The 17,401-nt window shown below is 67.9% G+C and carries 17 protein-coding genes and 1 pseudogene; 9 read left to right on the forward strand and 9 right to left on the reverse strand.

Annotation, left to right across the window (positions count from 1 at the left end):
* The first annotated feature begins 96 nt into the window (after window positions 1–96).
* The 4 genes and pseudogenes from ACIRQ7_RS26015 to ACIRQ7_RS26030 all read left to right on the forward strand — a co-directional run.
* Window positions 97–2,214, forward strand: a complete 2,118-nt coding sequence (locus tag ACIRQ7_RS26015) for an AAA family ATPase (RefSeq protein ID WP_404265111.1) — start codon at window positions 97–99, stop codon at window positions 2,212–2,214.
* Window positions 2,211–2,630, forward strand: a complete 420-nt coding sequence (locus tag ACIRQ7_RS26020; protein ID WP_404265112.1) for a hypothetical protein — start codon at window positions 2,211–2,213, stop codon at window positions 2,628–2,630. The genes ACIRQ7_RS26015 and ACIRQ7_RS26020 overlap by 4 nt, the downstream gene beginning before the upstream one ends.
* A 482-nt stretch (window positions 2,631–3,112) precedes the next feature.
* Window positions 3,113–3,475, forward strand: coding sequence for a hypothetical protein (locus ACIRQ7_RS26025; protein WP_404265113.1), 363 nt, complete (start codon window positions 3,113–3,115; stop codon window positions 3,473–3,475).
* 51 nt (window positions 3,476–3,526) lie between these two features.
* Window positions 3,527–3,686: pseudogene (locus ACIRQ7_RS26030) on the forward strand (phosphotyrosine protein phosphatase); the annotation flags it as partial.
* A 793-nt stretch (window positions 3,687–4,479) separates the two neighbouring features.
* On the opposite strand, the gene ACIRQ7_RS26035 reads toward ACIRQ7_RS26030, so the two are convergent.
* Complete coding sequence (locus ACIRQ7_RS26035) at window positions 4,480–4,878, reverse strand: ArsR/SmtB family transcription factor (RefSeq protein WP_404265114.1); 399 nt, start codon at window positions 4,876–4,878, stop codon at window positions 4,480–4,482.
* 93 nt (window positions 4,879–4,971) lie between these two features.
* On the opposite strand from ACIRQ7_RS26035, the gene ACIRQ7_RS26040 reads away from it, so the two are divergent.
* Entirely contained in the window at window positions 4,972–6,171 is a 1,200-nt protein-coding gene (locus ACIRQ7_RS26040) for an MFS transporter (protein WP_404265115.1), read from the forward strand.
* 630 nt (window positions 6,172–6,801) lie between these two features.
* Here the strand turns inward: ACIRQ7_RS26040 and ACIRQ7_RS26045 are convergent.
* Both ACIRQ7_RS26045 and ACIRQ7_RS26050 read right to left on the reverse strand, forming a co-directional pair.
* On the reverse strand, window positions 6,802–7,212 hold the full coding sequence (locus tag ACIRQ7_RS26045) for a hypothetical protein (protein WP_404265116.1): 411 nt from the start codon (window positions 7,210–7,212) through the stop codon (window positions 6,802–6,804).
* Window positions 7,212–7,373, reverse strand: coding sequence for a hypothetical protein (locus ACIRQ7_RS26050; RefSeq protein ID WP_404265117.1), 162 nt, complete (start codon window positions 7,371–7,373; stop codon window positions 7,212–7,214). The genes ACIRQ7_RS26045 and ACIRQ7_RS26050 overlap by 1 nt, the downstream gene beginning before the upstream one ends.
* Window positions 7,374–7,474: 101 nt before the next feature.
* On the opposite strand from ACIRQ7_RS26050, the gene ACIRQ7_RS26055 reads away from it, so the two are divergent.
* Window positions 7,475–8,161 (forward strand): TetR family transcriptional regulator, encoded by a 687-nt coding sequence (locus ACIRQ7_RS26055; RefSeq protein WP_404265118.1) that lies wholly within the window; start codon window positions 7,475–7,477, stop codon window positions 8,159–8,161.
* A gap of 27 nt (window positions 8,162–8,188) precedes the next feature.
* Here ACIRQ7_RS26055 and ACIRQ7_RS26060 read toward each other — a convergent pair whose 3' ends face one another.
* Together ACIRQ7_RS26060 and ACIRQ7_RS26065 are read right to left on the reverse strand one after the other, a co-directional pair.
* The gene (locus ACIRQ7_RS26060; RefSeq protein WP_404265119.1) at window positions 8,189–9,436 is read right to left on the reverse strand and encodes a M6 family metalloprotease domain-containing protein; all 1,248 of its coding nucleotides are present in this window, start codon (window positions 9,434–9,436) and stop codon (window positions 8,189–8,191) included.
* Between the two features lie 107 nt (window positions 9,437–9,543).
* Window positions 9,544–10,284: a rhomboid-like protein gene (locus tag ACIRQ7_RS26065; RefSeq protein WP_404265120.1), complete on the reverse strand. Its 741-nt coding sequence runs from the start codon at window positions 10,282–10,284 to the stop codon at window positions 9,544–9,546.
* A gap of 548 nt (window positions 10,285–10,832) precedes the next feature.
* Between ACIRQ7_RS26065 and ACIRQ7_RS26070 the strand changes: the two genes are divergently transcribed.
* Together ACIRQ7_RS26070 and ACIRQ7_RS26075 are read left to right on the forward strand one after the other, a co-directional pair.
* Complete coding sequence (locus ACIRQ7_RS26070) at window positions 10,833–11,471, forward strand: TetR/AcrR family transcriptional regulator (RefSeq protein WP_401473183.1); 639 nt, start codon at window positions 10,833–10,835, stop codon at window positions 11,469–11,471.
* Between the two features lie 336 nt (window positions 11,472–11,807).
* Window positions 11,808–13,346 carry an MFS transporter gene (locus tag ACIRQ7_RS26075; RefSeq protein ID WP_404265121.1) on the forward strand — a complete coding sequence of 513 codons (1,539 nt, stop codon included), beginning with the start codon at window positions 11,808–11,810 and terminating at the stop codon, window positions 13,344–13,346.
* 92 nt (window positions 13,347–13,438) lie between these two features.
* Here the strand turns inward: ACIRQ7_RS26075 and ACIRQ7_RS26080 are convergent, their stop codons facing one another.
* Window positions 13,439–13,936 carry a MarR family winged helix-turn-helix transcriptional regulator gene (locus ACIRQ7_RS26080; protein WP_401472590.1) on the reverse strand — a complete coding sequence of 166 codons (498 nt, stop codon included), beginning with the start codon at window positions 13,934–13,936 and terminating at the stop codon, window positions 13,439–13,441.
* Between the two features lie 232 nt (window positions 13,937–14,168).
* Here ACIRQ7_RS26080 and ACIRQ7_RS26085 point away from each other — a divergent pair, with 232 nt between their 5' ends.
* Window positions 14,169–14,945: a dioxygenase gene (locus ACIRQ7_RS26085; RefSeq protein WP_404265122.1), complete on the forward strand. Its 777-nt coding sequence runs from the start codon at window positions 14,169–14,171 to the stop codon at window positions 14,943–14,945.
* Window positions 14,946–15,036: 91 nt separating this feature from the next.
* On the opposite strand, the gene ACIRQ7_RS26090 is transcribed toward ACIRQ7_RS26085, so the two are convergent.
* The 3 genes from ACIRQ7_RS26090 to ACIRQ7_RS26100 all read right to left on the reverse strand — a co-directional run bounded on the left by ACIRQ7_RS26090 (window position 15,037) and on the right by ACIRQ7_RS26100 (window position 17,342).
* Window positions 15,037–16,155 carry a questin oxidase family protein gene (locus tag ACIRQ7_RS26090; RefSeq protein ID WP_404265123.1) on the reverse strand — a complete coding sequence of 373 codons (1,119 nt, stop codon included), beginning with the start codon at window positions 16,153–16,155 and terminating at the stop codon, window positions 15,037–15,039.
* Between the two features lie 171 nt (window positions 16,156–16,326).
* Window positions 16,327–16,770: a PPOX class F420-dependent oxidoreductase gene (locus ACIRQ7_RS26095; protein WP_404265124.1), complete on the reverse strand. Its 444-nt coding sequence runs from the start codon at window positions 16,768–16,770 to the stop codon at window positions 16,327–16,329.
* A 23-nt stretch (window positions 16,771–16,793) separates the two neighbouring features.
* Window positions 16,794–17,342, reverse strand: coding sequence for a hypothetical protein (locus ACIRQ7_RS26100; protein WP_404265125.1), 549 nt, complete (start codon window positions 17,340–17,342; stop codon window positions 16,794–16,796).
* Between the last annotated feature and the right edge of the window lie 59 nt (window positions 17,343–17,401).

The raw sequence follows: 17,401 nt of genomic DNA on the forward strand, positions 1-17,401 counted from the left end.
ACGCCAGGACAATCTCCAGAAGGTCATTGAGAAACTCGGGGCACAGGCGATCAACCTCGGAAGGAACGAAGCCTGATGAGGCTGCATCGTATCCAAGTGCACAACTTTAAGTTGTTGCTAGATGTCCGAATTGACCTCTCAGTGGACCCCGAACGCCCACTGACTGTCATCCGCGCCGAGAACGGCTCAGGTAAGACATCTCTACTTTACGCAATCCTGTGGGGGCTCTATGGCGTGAGCGGCCTCAGAGCAGTGACAGGCATAGAGAAGATCCGCCTAACTTCCACGGCCAGTCCGGCAGGAATACCCGTCATGGTCGAGGTCAGCCTTGACTTCGAAGTCGAGGACGATGGTGTACTAGCTCGCTATCGACTTCAGCGGACGGTGAGCGAGACTCCTGCGGAGGGAGATGAATTCGAGCGAGGCAATGAAATCGTTCGCCTCACTCGACTGACTGAGGCCGGAGGGGAGCCGACGGCGTTGCCCGAGCGATGGATAGCGCACCGGCTACCCGAACGCCTCGCCGATGTCTTCTTCACGAATGGTGACGACGTTCAGAGGTTCATTAGCGGTCGGCAGAATGCACACAAGCGCCAGGAGAAAGTGCACCTGGCTATCGAAAGCCTTCTAGGAATCGGCATGCTTCGGAAAGCCGCCGATGACGCCGCTGCTGTATACGAAATCTACGAGAAGCGCGCCGCGAAAGACGCGGGCTCTAAGGTTGAAGCGCTAGCAGATCAGAGAGATACGCGAAAGAATAAGTACGATGAACTCGTCGCCAGGGTAGACGTACTTTCGGCACGCCAGAAGAACATGGAAGACACCCAGGCTCAAAAGCGGCGCGAACTTGAGGCGATCAAGGATGTTGGGGACCTTGAGATCCTCAATGCCCAGATTTCTGACCTCGAGCGCGATTGCGTAGCACTGGACTCCCGCAGGAATGAATGTCTGCGCGAGATGTCCCTGTTGTTGCGCAGCGAGATCACCTCCTGGTCTTTGATGAGCGAGTCCCTCGCTGCCGGGCTCGAGCGCCTCGATGAACTCGCAGACAAGAGAATTATCCCGAGCCACTCAATCCAGGTCCTTCATGACTGCCTTGACGACTACCGGTGCATCTGTGGGGAGTCGCTAGACCGTGGCACCTCCCACCGAAACCACGTGCAGGGCCTTCTCGCTGAGCAACAGAAAAGGAGCGAGGTAGGTGAATGCCTCTCCAATACGAGATACCGCGCACGCGCCCTTCGCGATATTGGGGGCCAGTCAGATAGATTCCCCGAGCGAAGGACTGAACTCCTCGCGGAGTATACGACAATCACGCAAGAGATTGAACGTAAAGGTGCTTTGCTTAATGTTACAAAGGAGCGACGGGGGCGGATTGATGACGAAAGGGTCCGCTGGCTTCAGGGTGACTTGAGCGACCTGGACGAGAAGATTAAAGATGCCATCTATGAGCACGGCAATCTCAGCAACCAGGTCGAGGCCGCGCGGCAGGACCTCGCCGTTAAGCAAAAGGCTCTGGAGAAGGCTCAGCGCGACGCTCAAATCAGTGCAGATATTGCCACCAAGCGCGATATTGCCCACGATCTGAAGACTCTTGTTTCTGCCGTGCGTCATCGCTTGGAGGGCGAATACGTCAATCGTGTCTCGGGTAGACTGCAAGTAATGTTTCTGGAAATCATTGGCACTGATAGTTCTGCTACGCAAGGGGTCTATACGGGCGTAACGATCACGGATTCTTTTGACATTAAAGTAATGAGTCAAAGGGGTGCTTTTTTCGATCCCGACTTTGAAGTCAACGGGGCGTCACAGCGAGCTTTGACCCTCTCATTCGTATGGTCGCTCATGGAGGTGGCTGGCGTCGTCGCTCCACGTTTCATTGACACGCCTCTTGGGATGGTATCCGGCGATACAAAACGCCGCATGGTCGAGGCTATAACCCGCCCCGCAAATCGATCGGAGACGCCCTTTCAGGTTGTCCTCTTGCTTACAAGGTCGGAGATTGCCGGCATCGAAGACATCCTGGATGATCGCGCCGGCTCATTCATAACGCTCTCGTGCAGCCATCACTACCCGCGGGACCTATCGAACAACTGGCTTGTTGAAGCTCCGGTATCACGAACCTGTGCATGCACGCATCGAGAAATTTGTGGCGTGTGTGCCCGGCACGGTGACGTCGAGCATCTTCAGTACCGTGAACAGGGGGTCCCGCAGTGACGGTGGCACCGTACGCCAGCATTGATCTCTACATGCCGGAAGATGCGCATCGAGTCATTCGAAACTGCACCGGCCAAGGGAAGATATTTAGTCGCCAGATTGACGGATGGTGGCTTGGGCTGTGCATCGGCGTCAGAAAGGGTGAACGTCTGCCGTTTCAGTCAGACGCTCAGCGCGTTAAGTTCATGGACGGCTCCATCTTCAACAGTGACCCGTGGCGGGTGACTCACCTGGAATTGCTTGCTCTTACGAAAGAGGGCGACGATGTCTTGACGGAGCCACGACGGGTCGTTGGGCTGGCCATGGAGTATGCAAACTTCGGGCTTGAGTGGCTGGGAAATGAGTGCCTACTCAAGACGGAACCCACATTGTCGGTCCTTAGTCGCCTCGACCTGAGCACACTCGCTCCAGGCTGAAGACCGATCGTGATCCACGCGTGTCGGTATGGGAATCAGCCTAGATGGGAGTGCTACCGAAGAAGAAGGGTAGTTGGTGCCAGTGCGCGGCAAATTCGTGCGGGATCGAATCCCAGACATCATCATCAGAGTTTTTGGGCGCTACCCCAGAGACAGCTCCGGAGGAGATTGTCGACGTCCTTGAGGCGGTGCCGGCGCTGGACTTGGAAATGGGCGCTACCCAGCGGGAGAAGAGCAGAGCGCAGATGGCCGAAGCACGAGGTGGCTTCGGCCTCTGCACCGTCTGGCTGGGCAACGTGAGCAGGTGAGTAGGACGCTCCGCGATGGCACCAACTCTTGGCGCGACTCAGTGAGCTTCGCCTAGCTTAGCTGCGCTCTCTCCCTCCCTGAGCGCTCTGTGCCGGGAGGGCGTACCCGTCTAGGCGGTACTGCTCGGACTGCACCAAGCACATGCGGCGGAAGTTTCCAAGATCGCCGTCGTCGTGGCGCATCAAATCGGCGAAGCGGCCGTGTTCGGTGACGCGGCTGCGATCGAGGACGTAGATCTCGCCGGCATGCCGGACGCTGTGGAGGCGATGGGTAGTCAGGATGATCGTCTGCCCCTTGGCCGCACGGCTGCGAATCTGGTCGAATATCCGCTGCGTAGCCTCAGTATCGAGCGAGCTGGTCGGCTCATCGACCACCGCGATCTGGGCATCCCTGTGGTGAGCTCGAGCGATCCCGATGCGCTGCCATTGAACGCCGGAGATCTGATGACCTGCCTTGTAATGGGCCAGCAGGGTATCGGAGCCGCGAGAGCGTGTCCGATGGCCAAGGTGATCCGGGCCGTGAATGGCTACCTGTAGGAGTCCTGGGCGACGACCGCGCCACGGTCAAAGAGATTGGCGGAGTCGAGATCGATGGGCTGCGGCGACGCCTGCCCGATCTTCCCCGCAAGAAGTGCCTTGACTGGGAGCTGGCGGATCCGGCTGGGCAGGAGTCGACGCCGTTCGCCCCATCCGCGACGAGATCAAGCCCAGCATCGAGGTCCTCATCGCCGAAATCGATGCCCAGTAGAAAGCGACGCCACCGCACAGTGCAACGCCTCGCGCTGAGCACCGACCAGCCTGTCTCGGCGGCAGGCCAGTCAACTGTGATCACAGCATGAACAGTGCAGCCTCGGTGCTGGATGTGCGGCCCGGCCGCACTCGCAGTGCCTCAGTGCGGAGCCTCAAACGGCGCTGCGGCGTCAGTCACGCGGCGCTACACAGCTGACCTGCGATGACGTTCCACGCGTTCCCGATTCGATGCAGAGGCGTTTCGAGGCCCTACTGCGACGGGGCTCTGACCTGCAGTTTCGCAATTATCCGCAAGGCCCACGGAGGCGACGGAGGCGGGGATCTGTCGGAAAACGTGTTGGAAAATCGGTCCAAGCGGACACGATGATCCAGGCCGTCTTGCGGACAGGGCTGTGGTGGCCTGGCTACGAGGCCTGGGCCACCGCGGACAGTGTAGCGGGTGGGGCTTGATCCGCATTCGGTTCCGTGGCGGCCGGCTCTCGTAGGAGTGGGTGGCGGGGCGGATCGCCGTCCGCGCCCCGTCTCGGCGGAGTGCTCGCCCGCGGCTGCCGGCGCCGTGTCCTCGACGGGGCCGTGATCTCGCCGAGTTCGTGCGCTGCGAGAGGGCGGGGGCGGGGCTCAGTACGCGGTTGGCCGGGATCCGATGAGAGGTCAAACCACGTGCCTAGGTTGCCAGTTGAGCGTCCATGGATCGTTTGGTACCGGGTGGCCGGGTGGCCGGGTGGCCGGGTGGCCGGGTGGCCGGGTGGCCGGGTGGCCGGGGCAGGGAGGGGAGGGGCGCCGTCCCCGGCTCAGCGCTCGTCTGTGGTCTCGCCTGCCATGTGCCCGTCGGCCGCCTGCCCGCTGGCTGCCTGCCCGCCAGTCCCCTGCCCGCAGGCCCCCTGCTCGGCGTGGAAGCTGCCGACGAGGGTCTTGAGCAGTCCTGGATAGCGGGCGTCCAGGTCGTCCCTGCGGAGCGAGATCCAGCAGCGGGTGCTCTCCGAGCGGGTGCGGGTCACCCCCGCCTCTCGAAGGATCTTCGTGTGGTGCGAGGCCGTTGACTTGGGGGTTTCGCCGCTGAGCTCGCCGGATGTGTACTCCTGCCCGTCCATCAGCCGGGCGACCATGCCGAGTCGTGTGTCGTCGCTCAGCGCGTGCAGTACGTCGGCGAGCTTGATGTCCCCCGTGGCGGGGTGTCGGTATCTGCGCACCTCGCCAGGATCGCACACACGGCCGCCGGTGACCCTCCCACCTGCTATGTTCAATGTTCTCGAACTTCGAACAATCGTCAGGAGTCACGACGCATGCGTCGCATACTGCTGCTGGCCCTGGGGGCGTTCGCCCTCGGGCTGGACGCCTATGTCATGGCCGGTCTGCTGCCGGTCGTCGCCGGTGACCTTCATGTCTCCGCGTCGGCCGCCGGCCAGATGGTCACCGTCTTCACGCTCTGCTACGCCCTCGCGGCCCCCGTATTCGCCACCGTGCTCGCCGGGCGGCCCGCCCGCGTGATCCTCTCCCTGGCGCTCCTCGTCTTCACGCTCGCCAACGCGCTCTCCGCGCTGGCGACTTCACTGATCGTGCTGCTCATCGCGCGGGCTGTGGCGGGTATCGGCGCGGGTGTCTACTCCCCGCTCGCCGCGGCCACCGCGGCCTCGCTGTCGCCGCCCGAGCGGCGCGGCCGGGGGCTGGCGATCGTCATGGGCGGCATGAGCGTCGGCACGGTCGTCGGCGTTCCGGTCGGTGTGGTGCTCGCCCACCACATCAGCTGGCGCGGCACCCTCTGGCTGGTCACCGCGCTGGGATTCATCGCCCTGCTCGGCGCGGCCACCCTGCTGCCCAAGCTCCCCGCCTCGCCCCCGCCCGCGTTCAAGGAGCGCATCGGCGTCCTGGCCAACCGCCGGGTCGCCCCCATCGCGCTGGTCTCTTTCCTCGCCGGCGTCGCGAGCCTGGGCCTGTACACCTACCTGGCCTCCTTCCTTTCCGACTCCGCCGGTCTGTCGGACCCGACCGGGTACCTGTGGGCCTGGGGCATCGGCGGTGTGGTGGGCAGCCTGTGCGTGGGCCCGTTGGTGGACCGGACCAAGAAGGCGTACGGCATCGCCACCGTCCTCTTCGTCCTGCTGGCCGTGTCCCAAGTGGCCCTGCCCGGCGTCGCCTCCACCCGCTGGGGCCTGATCCTGCCGCTGATCGTCTGGGGCGCCGCCGGCTGGGCACTTCAGGTCCCCCAGCAGCACGAGCTGATCGCGGCCGAGCCGGAGCACAGTTCTGTCGCCGTCTCCCTCAACAGCTCGGCCGTGTATCTGGGCAGCGCCACCGGTTCGGCGCTCGGCGGTCTCGTCCTGGCGTCGGGCGTGTCCCCGTCCGGCCTGCCGTACTGCACCGCACCGGTCGCCTTCGCCGCCCTGGTGCTGCACCTGACGCTGGTTCGCTGGGGCCGCAAGCGCCCGGCCCCGTCCGTAGGGGCCGCACCGGTCGCCGACGGGGGAGTCAAGGTCTCTGCGTAATACGGCATGCGGCTCATGACTGTCCGCGTAAGGCGACTGGTGGCTGAAGGGTCCCGGTGGCCCCGAATGGCGTTCTGTTGCTCGGGTTCGGGTTCGGGGCCGTGGCGCGCGCGTTCGGGCATCGCTTCGGGAGGCGCGGAGGGGTGGAGGGGTGGCCGGGGGCAGGTGCTTCCGTCGCCTCGGAAGCACCTTGTGGTGTCGTGCCCAGCACAAACGGGGGCGATGGGTGCCGACCGGTGGCCACTTGTGGAGCGCGGAGGGAGGCTCAGGCGCGCGGCTACGGGCCGCCCTTGGGTTGCGCCGGCTGGGTGGCGTTCCGGTCGGCGCCTCGGTAGCCGTGTGAGGTGACCCGTGTTGTCCGGCGCGGTCGATTCCGCGCTTCGGTTGGACCCACGCTTCGGCAGGCTCGTCTGGTCCGCGGGCCCGCCCTGACTCCCTTGATGTGCGGGCCCCGCCCTGTCTCCATCGGGATGAGGGGGGCTCCGGGAGAGCGCCTCTAGGGAGCCGTGTCAGCCGTGTCAGCCGTTCAGGGGCCAGGGCCGCGTCAGCCGTGTCAGCCGTTCAGGGGTCAGGGTCGCGTCAGCCGCCCAGGGGGCAGGCCGCGTCAGCTGCTCAAGGGGCAGGGCTGTGTCAGCCGCCCAGGTGCCAGCTGATGGTGCCGTCCGTGGTGGCGAGGGTGGCGAGGATGATCAGGTCGGCGGCGCCGAGGGTGATGCCCAGGAGGGCGCGGCCGCGGCGGTGGGTGCCGCGGGCCAGGGCGAGGGCGCCGAGTACCAGGGCGCAGGGTCCCAGGAGGACGTTGAGGACCAGAGTGCCGAGCAGGCCGAGGATGAAGGAGGCCACGGCCATGCCGTCGGCGTGCGAGCGCTTCCGGTCGGGCGCGGTCGGCTCGGGAGCCGTTTCCGCGGGGCCGGCGGCCGGGGTCTCGGTGGTCGGATTCTCGGCCGTCGGATTCTCGGCCGTCGGGTTCTCGGCGGTCGGGGTCCCGGTGGTCTCCGGGGTGGTGTCGGTGTGGGTGCGGAAGGCACTGAGCGTGGTCATCAGGAGGTCTCCTCGGCCTTGTGGTGGCGTTCGCGGAGGTAGAAGACGAGCAGCCAGCCGGCGATGACGGCTGCCGCGATGAGGGAGACCGGGACGGGGAGGTGTGCCGCGGTGCCCAGCATGATCCCCATCAGGAGGAGGGCTGCGACGAGGAAGAGCATGATCTGCCTTTCCGTTTCGGAGGACAGTTGTTCACTGACTCCCTCAGTCTAGGGGTGCCCGCGAGTGGAAAGGTTCGGAGAACGGTTGTTTACTGGATGATATGAGTCACACCCTTGGAGTCCGGCAGGCACAGAAGCAGAAGACCCGTCAGGCGCTGCTCGATGCGGCGCTCGGCCTGTTGGAGGAACAGAGCCTGAGCAGCCTGGGGTTGCGGGAGGTGACGCGGGTGGTGGGGATCGCCCCGACCGCGTTCTACCGGCACTTCCGGGATCTGGGGGAGTTGGGCGTCGCCCTGGTCGAGGAGGCGCTGGGGAGCCTGCACGCGATGGTGCGGGCGATCCTCGTCGAGCAGGCGGCGGCCGAGGAGCGGATCGACCGTACGGTCGCGGTCGTGGAGCGGCATGTGCGCGAACATCCCGCGCACGTACGGTTCGTGGCGCGCGAGAGGCACGGCGGCGTACGGGCCGTGCGGCAGGCCATCGCCGATGAGCTGGACCGGTTCACCGAGGAGGTGGCGGTGGCGCTCACGTCCCATCCGGTGTCGGAGGGGTGGAGTGAGAGCGATCTGCGGATGCTGTCCGAGCTGTATGTGGACCGGCTGGTGACGACGGCCGCGGCGCTGCTCGACGCCGAGGACGGCGAGCCGGGGGAGGCTGAGCGGGTGGTGCAGGTGGCGCGGCGTCAACTGCGGCTCATCAACATCGGGCGGCGTCACTGGCGGGAGGAGAAAGGGGAGGAGGAGAAAGGGGAGGGGGAGGAGAAGGGGGATGGGGGAGGGCAGCGGTAGAGGGGGAGTGGGGAGCGGGGAGTTGGGTCAGGTGCGGGCGGGGGTGATGCGTACGCGGTACGTGCCGTTTCTGTTGGTGTGCAGGACGCTGACCGAGGCGCCGCTCTCCGGGTCGGTGTAGGTGCTGCCGGGGCGGAAGGTCGCGTCGGTCAGTTCCGCGTCCACGTACTTGTTCCGGCGGAAGCAGCCGCCGCTGTGCGGGGTGGCGTCGACGACGCGGAGCGGGCCGTGGCCCGAAGCCACCTCGGTGGCGACGCGGTAGACCAGCACGCCGGGGCGGCAGACCGTCGGATCGAGAGGGCCGCGGGTGCGGGCTTCCACGACGAGGGCGGTGCGCGGGGAGGTCGGTACGACGACGATCTTCGTGCCGCCGGGTGTCGAGACCGGGGTGAGGGTGTGTTCGGCGGCGGTTCCGTGGCGCGGTGTGCAGTGCACCTGGTCGGCGGCCAGCCAGCCGAGCTTCCACTTGTGCCAGCCGAGGAAGTCGTTGTCCGGCCCCCAGTCCTCGTCCATCAGGTCCCAGTGGCCGGCCGCGGGCGGCGCGCTGCGGCCGTCGGTGTAGTAGAGGTCGGGCAGGCCGAAGTTGTGGGCGTTCTCGTGGTTGAGGACGCGGTACGCGCTGTCCCCGGTTTGCCGGCTCCAGATGAACGAGGCGTTCCGGAAGGGCACCCCGTCGGCGGTCCTCAGGCCCATGTCGCCGCCGCTGAAGGTGACCGAGAGGACCGTACGGGTCGCCGACGGCCCCGCGTTGGGCGTGGCCAGGACATTGATGACGTCGTACTTGCGGAAGTCGACGGAGGAGTCGACGGCGCGCACCAGGTCCCGGGAGAGCGCGTGATACCCGGTGTCCGAGGCCGGGTCGAAGGCGTCGCCGCGTTTGATGGCGTACGCCGTCAGGGGGCGCGGCATCCGGATCCACCGCAGGAGCGGCGCGGGGCGGTAGCTGAGCCTGCCGTACGAGCTGATGCGGAAGAACTCCGTCGCGGCCGGGAAGAACTCGTCGAAGCGGGCCTGGGGGGTGATCGTCGCGTGGGCGTCGGGGAAGTCGACGAAGAGGGTGAGCGCCTTCACGGTGCCGGAGGAGCGGGCGAAACCGGCAGGGGTGGCGGCCGATTCGCCGACGTTGTCCGCGATGCCGCGCAGCGCGCACGGGCCGCTGGGGGGCGCGCCGGCCACCGGGGGTATGGCCGCTGCCGTGGGCGGTGAGCCCACTGCCACGGCTATGGCCGCGGTGGCCGCGCCCGCAGCCAGCACCGCGGATATCTTCAGCTTCATACCGATCACCCTGTGTCGCCGGGCGATCGCCCGCGCGCCGGATTACGTCATCCGGGGGCATGGGGCCCGAGGCATGGGGGGCCGGGGCTGAGGGCGCAGGGGCGCGGCTAAGGGGCGTCCGTCGTGGGGGCCGGCGTCGGTGGGCTGGTGCGCAAGGGGGAGAGGGGGCTCCAGGTGCCGGGGTCGGCGCGGGTGAGCGGGTAACAGGCCAGGCCGATGAGGACCGAGGCGAAGTGGCCCACGTCGGTGAAGGTGCTGCGGCCGGTGATCAGCGGGACGGCGTAGAAGGCCAGCACGCCGAGCAGGTAGCCGTAGCGCCAGGGGCGGGCGATGCGGTAGGTGAGGACGCCGATGATGCCGGCCAGGGCGTAACTGACGCCCACGTCCAGGGTGTTGACGGCCGAGTGTGGGGCGGCGTCGGTGTGGATGGCGAGGGCCAGGATGCCCTCGCTCAGATACGTCGCGCCGATGTGCGCGGTGGTCAGTACGGCGAGCCAGCGTTTGGTGCCCAGCCAGCGTTCCGCGGGTACGTGGAAGACGTTGTAGAGCGCGAAGTAGAGCGGCCAGCTGCCGCCGTCGAGCCACAGGGCGCTGGTGAGCAGCACTCGTCCGGGGTTGAGCAGCAGGTTGTGGATGTTGGTCGAGCGGCGCTGCAGAACGCTTTCCAGCGCGTCCGGCGTGAGGTGGTGCATGACCACCGACGTCACGAGCAGGATCGTCAGCCAGATGTACGTGCCGGGGGCACGGCGGATGTATGCCCAGGTCCGGATGAGGGCGGCGGGGACGGGGGCACGGCCATGGGTGGGGGCGAGGGCCTGCGGGGCGGCAAAGTGGAGCCTTCGGCGCATACGCGTCAAAGTAACAAGGTGGTGCGGGTGCGGCGCGGGCGGTGCGCTGGTGCGGTGACGCTTTCGGTGGAGCGTCCGCGACACCTTCGGTGCTGTGCGGTGATCTCTCGTGTCTTTGGTGATCTTTGGTGATCTTTGGTGGCTCTCGGTGACCTTCAGTGGTCCCCGGGAGGTATCCGAGGGGTGTCAGGCATCCGGGGGCGTCGGGGCCTGTGAGGGTCGCTGACGGCGGGCTACCTATGTGACCCAGGTCACATTCGAGTGGGAAATATCCGGGGAGGTGGTCCCCGTTTAACCAGGTGTTCGCAGGAAACGGGGAACTGCTCCCCACTTCCCGCCGACGCCGAGAGACACAGCTGGCGCCGAGAGGCGCAGCTGACGCCGAAAGACACGGCTGACGCTGAGAGGCATCAGCGTCACCAGACAGCAAAGAGACCGAGAGACCGAAGGGCCGAGGCCCGGAGCCGTCCGCCAAGCGAGGAGAGGAGTGTGCCGCCGTGACGAAGACCGCCAGTCGCGAGACCGTCGGCCGCGAGGCTGCCGGCCTTGTGGAGCCCGCGAAGACCGCGCAGCCGCGTCTGCGTGCCGATGCCCTGCGTAACAGGGAGCGGATCATAGCGGCCGCTCGCGAGACGATGGTCGAGTTCGGGGCCGAGGTCCCGCTCGATGAAATCGCTCGCCGTGCAGGGGTCGGCAATGCGACGCTGTATCGCCACTTCGCGGATCGCCTGGAGTTGATCCACCACGTCACGCTCTCCGTCATGTCCCGCACCGCGGACCGTGCCGAGAGTGCCCTTGCCGAGGAGCCTGATGCCTTCCAAGCGCTGAGGCGCTTCGTCCACACTGCGGTGGAGGAGCGGATAGGGGCCTTGTGCCCGCTGCTCTCGGACGGCATAGACCCGGCCCATCCCGAACTGCTCGCGGCGCGCGAACGCCTGGAGGCGGCCATAGAGGCCGTCATGGGTGCCGCGCGCGACAGCGGCCAGCTGCGTACCGACATCGCCGTCGGTGACCTGATGGTCGCGCTGACCCAGCTCACGCGCCCCTTGCCGGGCAGTGGCTGTATCGACTTCGACAAGTTCGTGCACCGGCACCTTCAGCTGTTTCTGGACGGCATGCTGGCGCCCGCACACTCCGAACTCCCCGGCACCGCCGCCACGTTGGACGACCTGAGGCGTCGCCCGTAACGGGGGAGGGGGCTGGACGGGGCGCTACGCCCGCTGTCCTTCCCCGCCACCGCTCAGGTCGTCGCCGCATACGTCGGCGCGCCGCGGCCCGCCGCACCCAGCTCTTCAGTCCCGCACGTCCTCGACACGAACAATTGCCTACGAACCACTGCTGCGACCCACTGCGACAAACCGCTGACTCGAACCGCTGAGTCGAGCAACTGCCACATCCCTTCACACGAATTCTTGACGCGTCCCGTCACCGCGCCCCTTGGTGCGTCCCGCCTGCGCGGGGGCGTTACGCGTCGCCTCACACGTCCCGTCATTCGCTCACTGCACCACTAGGTGGACCTCGTCATGCCTGAAACGGCCGAAACAGCCAAGTACGTCGATCCGCGGCGCTGGAAAGCGCTGATATTCATCGCCCTCGCACAGCTCATGGTCGTGCTCGACGCGACGATCGTGAACATCGCGCTGCCCTCCGCACAGACGGATCTTGGCATCACCGATGCCAACCGGCAGTGGGTCATCACTGCCTACGCCCTGGCCTTCGGTGGTCTGCTGCTGTTCGGCGGACGCATAGCCGACCTGTGGGGCCGTAAGCGGACCTTCATCATCGGGCTCGTCGGATTCGCGCTCGCCTCGGCGATCGGCGGGGCCGCGGCCAACCAGGGGATGCTGCTGGGCGCGCGTGCGCTGCAGGGTGTCTTCGGTGCGCTGCTGGCGCCGGCCGCGCTGTCGCTGCTCGCGGTGACGTTCACCGAGGCCAAGGAGCGGGCCAAGGCGTTCGGCATCTTCGGTGCGATCGCCGGTGGTGGCGGTGCCGTCGGCCTCATCCTCGGCGGTGTGCTGACCGAGTACATGAACTGGCGCTGGACGTTCTTCGTCAACATTCCGTTCGCCGTGGTCGCCGCGACCGGTGCCTTCCTGGTCATCCGCGAGCCCGCGGGCAGCCGTAACCCCTCCCGGCTGGACATCCCCGGCGTCATCCTGGCCACGCTCGGCCTGGTCTCGCTGGTTTACGGTTTCACCCGCGCCGAGTCGGACGGCTGGCTGGCCGGCCCGACCCTGGCCCTGTTCGCCGCCGCCGTTGTGCTGCTGCTGGCGTTCGTGGTGGTCGAGTCCAAGGTGAAGGCGCCGCTGCTGCCGCTGCGCGTGGTCGCCGAGCGGAACCGCGCCGGCGTCTACGCCTCGCTCGGGCTGGCCGTGATCGGCATGTTCGGCCTCTTCCTGTTCCTCACGTACTACCTGCAGATCGTGAAGGGCTACACCCCGGTCGTGACCGGCCTGGCCTTCCTCCCGATGATCGTGGGCATGATCACCGGCTCGACGCAGATCGGCGCGCGGCTGATGAACCGCGTCCGCCCGCGGCTGCTGATGGCTCCTGGGTTCGGGGTCGCCGCGATCGGCATGCTGGTGCTGACCCAGATCGACATGGACACCTCCTACCCCGCGCTGATCCTGCCCGGATTCCTGCTGATGGGCCTCGGGATGGGTACGGCGTTCATGCCGGCCATGTCGCTGGCCACGCACGGCGTCCAGGCACGTGACGCGGGTGTCGCCTCCGCGATGGTCAACACCTCTCAGCAGGTCGGCGGCGCGATAGGCACCGCTCTGCTGAACACCATCGCGGCCAGCGCCACCACCGCGTACGCCGCCTCGCACGCGGCCGGCGCGCGTTCGCCGGACCTGCTCAAGCTCCAGTCGATGGTGCACGGGTACTCCACCGCCATCTGGTGGGCGGTCGGCATCCTGGCGCTGGCAGCCGTGATCGCCTTCACGCTCGTCAACACCGGGCACCAGGGCGGCGGTTCGCCGGTCGCCTCGTCGGCCGACGGCCAGGGCAAGGACGCCGCCGAGGGCGAGGACGTCCAGATCCCGGTCATGGCGCACTGAGCCCTCGTCGGCTACGGGCCGCCGCGGCCCGGTCCCGCCGCTCCGGCTGAGCATCACCCCGAGGCGTCGGTCTCCCCTGATTCGCTGATTCGTCAGCGGAGCCAGGGGAGGTCGGCGCCTTTCGGCTGCAGCCCTTCCGCCATCAGCCGGCAGATCTCGGCCAGCTGGCCGACCTGTTCCGGGGAGAGGCGGTCGAAGAGAGCGCCGCGCACGGCCGCGACGTGACCGGGGGCGGTCTTCTCCAGGACCCGCATCCCTTCGTCCGTGAGGATGGCGTTCTGGCCGCGCTTGTCCGACGGGCAGTCCTCGCGGCGCACCCAGCCGTTCTTCTCCAGGCGGGCGACGGCGTGCGAGAGACGGGACCGGGTGATCTTGGCGTTCTGGGCCAGTTCGGTCATCCGCATCCGGCGTCGCGGCGCTCGGGAGAGCTGGACGAGCAGGCCGTAGTAGACGTGCGGCATCCCGGCGTCGCGTTGCAGCTGACGGTCGAGATGGTCCTCCAGGAGTGTGGTCGCGTGGAGGTAGGACTGCCAGGCGTACTGCTCCTCGTCGCTGAGCCAGCGCGGCTCCGCTGCGGGTTCGTTGCTCATGCCATCCATTCTCTCATCGCCCGGCGAGTTCTTGAAGATTTAACAATGCATGGGTAGGCTGGAAATCTACACTTGAAAGTTCAAGTAGTGCTGAGGGTGCGTTCTCGCGCTCGTTCACGTGGCCGTTCAAGTGCCCATGGAAGAGCCCATGGACGCGTCCATGGAAGAGCCCATGGACGTGCTCATGCACCCTGCACCGCTTGCCCGCCCTGTCTGACGCTCTGGAGTTGCCATGTCCGTGATGCCGGCCCTCTATCTCAGCCATGGTGCGCCGCCGCTGGCCGACGACCCGCACTGGCCGGGACAGCTGGCGGCCTGGTCGGCCGACCTGCCGCACCCGAACGCCGTACTGATCGTCTCCGCCCACTGGGAGGAGGCCCCGCTCGCGCTCGGCGCCACCGAGACGGTCCCGCTCGTCCACGACTTCTGGGGCTTCCCCGAGCACTACTACCAGGTGCGCTACGACGCCCCCGGCGCGCCACAGCTCGCCGAACGGATCCGTAAGACCCTGCGTACGGCCGGCACGCCCGTGCAGGACATCCCGGACCGCGGGCTCGACCACGGCGCGTATGTGCCGCTCGTCGAGATGTTCCCGGATGCCGACGTCCCCGTGCTCCAGATCTCGATGCCCACCCTCGATCCGCGCCGTCTCTACGAGATCGGCCGCAGGCTCGCACCGCTGCGCGACGAGGGCGTACTGATCATCGGCAGCGGATTCTTCACACATAATCTGGCCGCGCTGCGCCACGTCGGGGGCGGCACGCCCGCCTGGTCGGCTGAGTTCGACGACTGGGGACATCGGGCCCTGGAGGCCCAGGACATCGACGCCCTCTTCGACTTCGCGGACAAGGCGCCGGCCGGGCGGCTGGCACATCCGCGCACCGAGCACTTCGCGCCGCTGTTCGTGACCCTCGGAGCGGCGGACGCGCACGGGCAGTTGGGCGGCGGGCGCAGTGTGATCGACGGGTTCTGGATGGGGCTGGCGAAGCGGTCGGTGCAGTTCGGGTGAGGAGTGGGCCGGTGGCGGGCGGGCCGGTGAGGGGCGGGCCGGTGCGGAGGTGCGTCGCGGGTGTGCGCGTGCGGGTGTGAGGCGTGGGGCGTCAGGAATGTGGCCGGATCAGGTCCAGGGAGCGGAGGGCGGCGGTCAGGGCGCGGTCGTCGCCCGCCGGGGTCCAGGAGGCCACGTCCAGTGCCGTATCGGTCAGCTTGATCGCGTGTTCGTCGCCGTGCGCGGTGGCGCGTGCGAAGACCTCCTCGGGAGCGAGCGGGCCGGTCCGTAGCGGCGGCAGCGGTTCGGCGGCGCTGTAGACGGAGGTGAGGGCCGCGCTCGCCGCCCAGGCCGCCGCGAACGAAGGTGCCCAGAGCGCGCGGGGGAGGGCGGGCAGGGTGCGCAGGACGGCGTTCGGGGCGGTGGCGGCGTGCACGAGCAGCACCGCGTCGCCATGGGCGTAGTCCACATAGCGATGGGTTGCGGCGGCCACCAGCGCGGCGAGTTGGCGACGGGCGGCCTCCGGTCCGTCCGGGGCGGCGACGGCCTCGGCGGCCGCCGGCCAGCCCTCGGTGGCGGGCAGTTGGGCGAGGCCCGCGAGGACGCCGACCCGCTGGTCGGCGATGTGCGGGAGGGCGGCGAGCGCCTCGTCCGGCGAGGCATTGCCGGTGGGCCGCACGGTGACCGGGAGGGGGGTGTGGCGGGCCGCCCAGTAGCCCAGGGCGTGCGCCAACTCGGCGACGCGCGGCGCCTCTTCGCCCTGTTCGAGCATCCGGACGGCATGCCCGACCCGGATGACGGGGTGCGTCGCCGCGCCCGCGATACCGGGCAGCAGCCGGGGCCACCATTCGGCCAGCACCGCGCGCCAGGGGCGGTCGGCGACCTGCCGCGCCATGTACGTGGTCCAGTCGGTGACGCGGCGCGGATCGCCCAGCGCCTGCTGCCAGTTGGTGTCGGTGACGGGCGCCCGAGGGCTCGGTACGTCCTCCAGTTTGGCGGCGTACCGGTCGACCCAGCGGTGCACGGTGCGGGCCTGTCCGTGGCGGACGAGGGCCTCGACGGCCATCGGCCCGTGGTTGCTGAGAAAACCGTGGAATTCGGGGCCGGTGGTGTGCAGCCGCTCCAGCGCCTCGTCGAGTGCGCCGCTCGGCGCGGTGGGTGCTCCAGGTGCATCGGTCGGCCCCGCCGGACCTGCCGAGCCTGCCGGATCTGTCGAACCTGTCGTATCCATGGCTCGAGGCTAGGAGGGCCGGCGCCGCGGGGTAACGGGCTGCGGCCCTACGCCGCTGGTCGTACGGCGGCCGGGTGTGCGGCGGAATGGGAGCGGGCCGCAACGAGCAGCAGCGCGAAGATCCGCCCGATCCGGCGGCCGCGATGGCGCGGTTCGGCGGGGGGCGTCCCGTCAGGAGACGTTGCGGGCCTGGGGGCTGCCGTTGTCCCGTTCCAGGTGCCAGCTGATGATGCGGCGCGGGTGGACGCGGATCACGTCGTTGCTGAAGAAATCGGGTGCCATCGGTGGCGCGTCGAGGGTCAGGAGTTCGGCGTGGCCCCGGATCTCCACGCCACGGCCCCAGCCGGGTGCGATCGGATCGTCGGGCGGCGCCATGTCGTCGATGAGCAGGGAGACTTCGGGGCGGGCCTGGGCGTTGCGGTATTTCTGGCTGCGGCTCAGTGCGGGCCCGCCGATGTCGATCGTGTCGTCGTCGTTCAGCACGAAGCCGACGGGGCGCACCTGCGGGGCGCCGTCCGGTCCGGTGGTCGCCAGGCGGGCCAAGGCCTGCCCGGCCAGGTAGGCGCGCTCCTGCGAGGTCAGGGGATTCGGGCCCGGTGGGTTCGGTGCGGTCATGTGAAGTGCCCGGTCGTCCGTGGTCAGTGGGCGCCGTGCGGGCGGCGTGCGGCGTGCGGTCGGTGCAGGCCGTGCGGTTCGCGGACGCGGTGCGAGCGGAACAGATACAGGGAAACGACGAACATCGCGGCGGCCATGATGATGCCCCAGACCGACGACTTGAGGACCGACTCGCCACCGAGGCTGTAGAGCCAGCCCATCGCCGTACCGAAGAGCGCGCCATAAGCCAGTGCCCGGGTCTCGGTGAGCATCGACGACTGGTAGCGCACCAGCAGCAGACCCAGCGCCCCGGAGACCACGGCCGCGATCAGCCCGAGCAGCGCGGCCTGGGCGCCCTTGGCGCCGGCGAGGTGGTTCAGGAAGAGGGTGTAGCAGCCGAAGCCGAGCGCCGCGATGACGGGCAGCGCCAGGGCGAGTGGGATATGGCGCCGTGCCCCTTGAGCGGAGCGGGTCGGCCGTGTCCCTTGAGCGGAGCGGTTCGGAGGATCGGCGGCCGTCGCGCCGTGTTCCGGATCGACCGCGCCGTGTGAACGGGCGGCCGTCGCGCCGCGGCGGTGAGCGTGCTTTTCCATGACGGGCTCCTCTCAGTTGCCCCTCATGTCCAGGCGACACCGCCCGCCGCCCGCGTCAA

It is taken from the genome of Streptomyces sp. NPDC101393 (genome assembly GCF_044767385.1).
GTDB lineage: Bacteria > Actinomycetota > Actinomycetes > Streptomycetales > Streptomycetaceae > Streptomyces.

Excerpts from the sequence above, each read along its gene's own strand:
- ACIRQ7_RS26085 (WP_404265122.1), top strand. The coding sequence starts at position 14,169 with ATGTCCGTGATGCCGGCCCTCTATCTCAGCCATGGTGCGCCGCCGCTG.
- ACIRQ7_RS26045 (WP_404265116.1), bottom strand. The coding sequence starts at position 7,212 with ATGACCACGCTCAGTGCCTTCCGCACCCACACCGACACCACCCCGGAG.
- ACIRQ7_RS26050 (WP_404265117.1), bottom strand. The coding sequence starts at position 7,373 with ATGCTCTTCCTCGTCGCAGCCCTCCTCCTGATGGGGATCATGCTGGGC.
- ACIRQ7_RS26090 (WP_404265123.1), bottom strand. The coding sequence starts at position 16,155 with ATGGATACGACAGGTTCGACAGATCCGGCAGGCTCGGCAGGTCCGGCG.
- ACIRQ7_RS26080 (WP_401472590.1), bottom strand. The coding sequence starts at position 13,936 with ATGAGCAACGAACCCGCAGCGGAGCCGCGCTGGCTCAGCGACGAGGAG.
- ACIRQ7_RS26040 (WP_404265115.1), top strand. The coding sequence starts at position 4,972 with ATGCGTCGCATACTGCTGCTGGCCCTGGGGGCGTTCGCCCTCGGGCTG.
- ACIRQ7_RS26065 (WP_404265120.1), bottom strand. The coding sequence starts at position 10,284 with ATGCGCCGAAGGCTCCACTTTGCCGCCCCGCAGGCCCTCGCCCCCACC.
- ACIRQ7_RS26075 (WP_404265121.1), top strand. The coding sequence starts at position 11,808 with ATGCCTGAAACGGCCGAAACAGCCAAGTACGTCGATCCGCGGCGCTGG.
- ACIRQ7_RS26100 (WP_404265125.1), bottom strand. The coding sequence starts at position 17,342 with ATGGAAAAGCACGCTCACCGCCGCGGCGCGACGGCCGCCCGTTCACAC.
- ACIRQ7_RS26060 (WP_404265119.1), bottom strand. The coding sequence starts at position 9,436 with ATGAAGCTGAAGATATCCGCGGTGCTGGCTGCGGGCGCGGCCACCGCG.
- ACIRQ7_RS26055 (WP_404265118.1), top strand. The coding sequence starts at position 7,475 with ATGAGTCACACCCTTGGAGTCCGGCAGGCACAGAAGCAGAAGACCCGT.
- ACIRQ7_RS26095 (WP_404265124.1), bottom strand. The coding sequence starts at position 16,770 with ATGACCGCACCGAACCCACCGGGCCCGAATCCCCTGACCTCGCAGGAG.